The sequence below is a fragment of the Mycobacterium sp. NAZ190054 genome (assembly GCF_001545925.1).
Classification (GTDB): Bacteria; Actinomycetota; Actinomycetes; order Mycobacteriales; family Mycobacteriaceae; genus Mycobacterium.
The window spans coordinates 1-5,578 of sequence record NZ_LMVQ01000248.1 but is presented as its reverse complement, the minus strand read 5'-3'; the positions used below and the strand labels follow the sequence as shown (position 1 = coordinate 5,578).

Genomic DNA, 5,578 nt, shown 5'->3' with positions numbered 1-5,578 from the left:
GACACCCGGTTGACCGACCTCGGCGCGTCCCGGGTACTCGAGCGGGCCGAATGCGAGGCCTACGACGACGAACCGCTGGAGCGCTGGGCGGACTCGGTCGTCGACCTGATGGCGCCGTCCGGCCCGCCGACAACCGGCGTCCCGGGGTCTTCCGGTCCGCCGGCCGGGCCCACGCTGTTCACCCGGGCCAACCCGATCGCCGCGCCGATGTGCCGGAACCACCGGCTGACGCCCGCGGGGTCGGCCAAGGACGTGCGGCAGTTCGGATTCGACATCAGCGGCTACGACGTGACCTACTGCGCCGGCGACTCGCTGGGCGTCTACGTGATCAACCCGCCCGAGGTCGTCGAACGATGGCTCACGGCAACAGGTTTCAGCGGCAACGAGATGGTGGTCGTCGACGGGGCCGCCATGCCGTTGCGCATGGCGCTGACGTCGCACTACGACGTGTGCAAGGTGACGCCGAACCTGGTGAGCTTCGTCGCCGAGCACTGTCCGGAGCCGCGGGTCGCCAAGCGGTTGCGCAAGGACCGCGGCGAGTTCGACAAGTGGCTGGTGAACCGCAACGGGATCGACCTGGTCGGCGAGTTCACCGTGCGCGCCGACGCCGAACAGTGGCAGGAGGTGCTGGTGCGGCTGACGCCGAGGCAGTACTCGATCGCGTCGAGCCCGCTGGTCAGCCCGCACGAGATCCAGCTCACCGTGTCGGTGGTGCGGTACCCGGGCGCCGACGGCAGCCCGCGCGGCGGGGTGGCCTCCACCTACCTCGCCGACCTGCCGGACTGCATCCCGGTGCCGGTGTTCCTGCAGCGCTCACCGCACTTCCGGCCACCGCAGGACTCCGACACCCCGATGATCATGGTGGGGCCCGGTACCGGTATCGCCCCGTTCCGCGGCTTCCTGCAAGAACGCCGCGCCCTCGGTCACACCGGACCGAACTGGTTGTTCTTCGGCGACCAGCACCGCGACCAGAACTTCTACTACCGCGACGACCTGCAGGACATGGCCGACGACGGCTTCCTGAACCGGCTCGACCTGGCGTTCTCCCGGGACCAGGACAAGCGGGTCTACGTGCAGGACAGGATGGCCGAGCACGGCGCCGACGTGTGGCGCTGGCTCGAGGGCGGCGCGCACTTCTACGTCTGCGGTGACGCCACCAGGATGGCGAGGGACGTCGACGACACGCTGACCGAGATCATCCGCACCCACGGCGGCATGAAGCCCGACGCGGCGCGGGAGTACAAGCGCCAGATGGTGGCCGAGAAGCGCTACGTGCGCGACGTGTACTAGAAGAGTGTCCGAGGGGGGACTTGAACCCCCACGCCCGTTAATAGGGCACTAGCACCTCAAGCTAGCGCGTCTGCCATTCCGCCACTCGGACCTGCTGTGCGGCAGCTAAGGCTAACGGATGAGCCGCCCCGGGCCCAAACCAGGCGAGGCGGGCAGTGTTAGAAAGGGACATGTGAGTGGTCAAACGGATGGTGGAGTCAGGTCGGCCGACGAGGTCGTCGATCTCGTCAGCAGGCTGATCCGGTTCGACACCTCCAACACCGGCGAGCCCGCCACCACCAAGGGCGAGGCCGAATGCGCCCGCTGGGTGGCCGATCAGCTCTCCGAGGTGGGGTATGTCACCGAATACATCGAAGCGGGCGCGCCGGGCCGGGCCAATGTGTTCGCCCGGCTGGAAGGCGCCGACCGCTCACGCGGCGCGTTGATGCTGCACGGTCACCTCGACGTGGTGCCCGCCGAGGCGTCGGACTGGAGCGTGCACCCGTTCTCCGGCGCCGTCGAGGACGGATACGTCTGGGGCCGCGGCGCGGTGGACATGAAGGACATGGTCGGGATGATCATCGCGGTCGCCCGGTACTTCAAACGCGCGGGCATCGTGCCGCCCCGCGACCTGGTGTTCGCGTTCGTCTCCGACGAGGAGGCCGGCGGCAACTACGGCTGCAAGTGGCTCGTCGACAACCGCCCCGACCTGTTCGAGGGCGTCACCGAGGCCGTCGGGGAGGTCGGTGGCTTCTCGCTGACCGTGCCGCGCCGCGACGGCGGGGACCGCCGGCTGTACCTGATCGAGACCGCCGAGAAGGCGATGCTGTGGATGCGCCTGACCGCGCGGGGCCGCGCCGGGCACGGCTCGATGGTGCACGACGACAACGCCGTGACCGCGGTCGCCGAGGCGGTCTCCAGACTGGGCCGACACCGCTTCCCGATCGTGCTGACCGAATCGGTCGAGCAGTTCCTCACCGCGGTGGGTGAGGAGACCGGGTACACGTTCGACCCCGCCTCACCCGACATCGAGGGCACCGTGGCCAAACTCGGCGGGATCGCCCGGATCGTCGGCGCCACGCTGCGCGACACCGCCAACCCGACGATGCTCAAGGCCGGCTACAAGGCCAACGTCATCCCGGGCACCGCCGAGGCGGTCGTCGACTGCCGGGTGCTGCCCGGGCGCCTCGCCGAGTTCGAGCGCGAGGTCGACGAGCTGATCGGCCCGGACGTCAAACGCGAGTGGATCACCAACCTGCCGTCGTATGAGACCCCGTTCGACGGCGAACTGCTCGCGGCGATGAACGACGCGATCCTGGCCGCCGACCCCGACGCGCGCACGGTGCCCTACATGCTCTCCGGCGGCACCGACGCAAAACACTTCGCCCGCTTGGGGATTCGTTGCTTCGGCTTCGCGCCGCTGCGGCTGCCGCCCGATCTGGACTTCGCGGCCCTGTTCCACGGCGTCGACGAACGGGTACCTGTCGATGCATTGACGTTCGGCGCGCAGGTCCTCGAGCACTTCCTGCTGCACTCGTAGTACTCCAACTGAAAGGATCCCTCCCCATGGCGTTCGACTACGACCCGTACTCGTTCCTTCCGCAGTTGCCCACCTTCACCGTGACTTCGGAGTCGTTCCAGGACGGGCAGCCCTGGGGCAAGGACCAGGTCAGCGGCATCATGGGCGCCGGCGGGTCCGACATCTCGCCGCAGCTGAGCTGGTCGGGGTTCCCCGAGGAGACCCGCAGCTTCGCGGTCACGGTGTACGACCCCGACGCCCCGACCGCGTCCGGGTTCTGGCACTGGGCGGTGTTCAACCTGCCCGCCACGGTCACCGATCTGCCCGCCGGCGTCGGTGACGGCAGCGCGAGCGGATTCCCCGGTGACGCGGTCACCCTGGCCAACGACGCCGGCTTGAAGCGGTTCATCGGCGCTGCGCCGCCGGCCGGGCACGGCCCGCACCGCTACATCGTCGCCGTGCACGCCGTCGGCGTCGAGAAACTCGACGTGCCCGCCGACGCCACCCCGGCCTACCTCGGGTTCAACCTGTTCGGGCACGCCATCGCCCGCGCGCTGATCACCGGCACCTACGAACAGAACTGACCCTGTGATTTCGGTGTAGTTGGTCAACCTGAGAGTGACCAACTACACCGAAATCGCTAACGCGCAGTCGAGCCGACCGCCTCTGCGAGGCTTGCAAATCCGTTCTCACGGAGGCGGACGGCGACGCCGTCGTTGATGTTCCTGGCCCACAGCCCGCCGCCGTACACGAACCCGGTGTAGCCCTGCAGCAGCGAGGCGCCCGAGGTGATGCGCTCCCACGCGTCGTCGGCCGTCTCGATCCCGCCGACGCTGATCAGCACCAGCCGGTCGCCGACCCGCGCGTACAGCCGGCGCAGCACCTCCAGCGCCCGCCGGGCCACCGGCGCGCCGGAGATCCCGCCGGCGCCGAGTTCGGCCACCCCGGGGGTGAGAAGCCCGTCGCGGGAGATCGTGGTGTTCGTCGCGACGATGCCGGCCAGCCCCAGATCGGCTGCCAGATCGGCGATCTCGTCGATGTCCGCATCGGCCAGATCCGGGGCGATCTTGACCAGCACCGGTGTCGACGTCTCGGCGAGCACGGCCGAGAGGATCGGCCCGAGCGACGAGACGGACTGCAGGTCGCGCAGGCCGGGGGTGTTGGGTGAGCTGACGTTGACCACCAGGTAGGACGCCAGCGGGCCGAGCAGGCGCGCGCTCTCGGCGTAGTCCTCAGCGGCGCGTTCGGGTGGTGTCACCTTCGTCTTGCCGATGTTGACGCCGATCGGCACGTCGGGCACCTGCCCGGCCAGCCGGGACGCCAGCGCCGCGGCCCCGTGGTTGTTGAACCCCATGCGGTTGAGCAGCGCGCGGTCGGCGGGCAGCCGGAACATCCGCGGCGGCGGGTTGCCCGGCTGCGCCTGGGCGGTCACGGTGCCGATCTCGGCGTAGCCGAACCCCAGCGCGCCCCAGGTGTGCACGCCGGCACCGTCCTTGTCGAAACCCGCCGCCAGGCCCAGCGGCCCCGGGAACCGCGTCCCGAACACGGTGCTCGCCAGGATCGGGTCGCGCGGGGCCAGTCGCCGGGTCAGCTGCCGGCGCAGCGGTGCGGGACGCGTCGCGGTGCGCAGCCCGGCGAACACCCACGTGTGGATGCGTTCGGGCGGCACCAGAAAGAGCGCCCTACGCAGCGCGGTGTACATCTACGGCCCCGGTTGGTCGGGCCCGGGCGTGGTGCCGGGACGCTTCTTGCGGCGCAACAGCACCCGCCTCGACCCGTCGGTGTAGAGCCGCACCCGGGTCAGCTCCCAGCCGCGGTACTCCGCTTCGATCGACAGCCGGGTCGACGCGTTGATGCGGGTCACCTCCGGCGGCAGCCGCAGCGGGATCCACTCGTATTCGCCGGGATCCTCGGAGACCACCTTGTCCCATGCGGCGGGCATCCTGCCGCGGCTCACCGGCCGGCCTCCGGGATCACCTGGACGCCCGCACCCGCGCCGGACACCACGTACAGGGTGTTCGACGCGTCGTCGAATGCCAGGGAGTCGGGTTGCCGCACGGTTCGATATCGCACCTTCTCGACGGGGATGCCGGTTGCCAGATCGTAACCAACGACGGTGTTCGTTGCCGTCTGCGCCACCCACGCCAATCCGTCCCGGCTCGCCGAGCCGGCCACCCCGTACGGCGCATCCGGCACCGGGTAGCGCTGGCGCAGGATCAGTGGGTTCAGCCCGTACACGAGCAGCTCGCCGCCGCGGGTGTCGGTGACCAGCACCCGCCCGGCGCCGTCGGCGGCCATGGTGGTGGCGCCCTCACCGGCGCGCAGGGCGTGTTCGGACTTGGTGCCCTCGGCGTTCAGGCTGGTCACCGAGGTCTGCCCCCGGTCCAGGACCACCGCGGTATCCCCTTGGGCGACAAGGGCGTCCACCCGCGCGAAGATCTTCAACTCGGCGCCGACGGCCGTGTCGGAGGTCAGCGTGTACACCGTCCCGTCGGCGCTGCCGAGCACCAGCCGGCCGTCGTCGCGCCGGGCGACCGCGGTGAAATCCACCCCGTCCCGGCCCTCGACGTCGACCTTCTCCACCTCGCCGGTCGGCACGTCGAACCGGTAGTAGCCGCCGCGGGTCGACAGGTACGCCGTGCCCGCACCGTCGGTGGCCATCGCCGTGACCGGACCGGGCAGGGTGACCGGAGTCGGCGCGCCGGACCCTCCGACGACGGTCAGCACCGCACCGTCGGGCCCGGGGGACAGGGCCAGCAGCAACCCAACCGAGTCCCGACCGTGACCGCG

Annotated in this window: 6 protein-coding genes and 1 tRNA gene; 3 read left to right on the top strand and 4 right to left on the bottom strand. The window is 70.3% G+C overall.

Going from position 1 to position 5,578, the window contains the following annotated elements; all coding sequences use genetic code 11:
* On the top strand, positions 1-1,290 hold a 1,290-nt coding region (locus ASJ79_RS17595), incomplete at its 5' end, for a sulfite reductase flavoprotein subunit alpha (RefSeq protein ID WP_369803701.1).
* Between the two features lie 5 nt (positions 1,291-1,295).
* On the opposite strand, the gene ASJ79_RS17590 is transcribed toward ASJ79_RS17595, so the two are convergent.
* Positions 1,296-1,381, bottom strand: a tRNA-Leu gene (locus tag ASJ79_RS17590).
* Positions 1,382-1,462: 81 nt separating this feature from the next.
* Here ASJ79_RS17590 and ASJ79_RS17585 point away from each other — a divergent pair.
* Positions 1,463-2,809 carry a M20/M25/M40 family metallo-hydrolase gene (locus ASJ79_RS17585; protein ID WP_067957712.1) on the top strand — a complete coding sequence of 449 codons (1,347 nt, stop codon included), beginning with the start codon at positions 1,463-1,465 and terminating at the stop codon, positions 2,807-2,809.
* Positions 2,810-2,835: 26 nt separating this feature from the next.
* Complete coding sequence (locus ASJ79_RS17580) at positions 2,836-3,372, top strand: YbhB/YbcL family Raf kinase inhibitor-like protein (RefSeq protein WP_067957708.1); 537 nt, start codon at positions 2,836-2,838, stop codon at positions 3,370-3,372.
* Between the two features lie 56 nt (positions 3,373-3,428).
* Here ASJ79_RS17580 and ASJ79_RS17575 read toward each other — a convergent pair whose 3' ends face one another.
* The 3 genes from ASJ79_RS17575 to ASJ79_RS17565 all read right to left on the bottom strand — a co-directional run.
* Positions 3,429-4,490 carry a quinone-dependent dihydroorotate dehydrogenase gene (locus ASJ79_RS17575; RefSeq protein ID WP_067957705.1) on the bottom strand — a complete coding sequence of 354 codons (1,062 nt, stop codon included), beginning with the start codon at positions 4,488-4,490 and terminating at the stop codon, positions 3,429-3,431.
* Positions 4,491-4,730, bottom strand: a complete 240-nt coding sequence (locus ASJ79_RS17570) for a DUF5703 family protein (protein ID WP_067957702.1) — start codon at positions 4,728-4,730, stop codon at positions 4,491-4,493.
* Between the two features lie 11 nt (positions 4,731-4,741).
* Positions 4,742-5,578: hypothetical protein (locus ASJ79_RS17565; RefSeq protein WP_067957698.1), on the bottom strand; the 837-nt coding region annotated here is incomplete at its 5' end.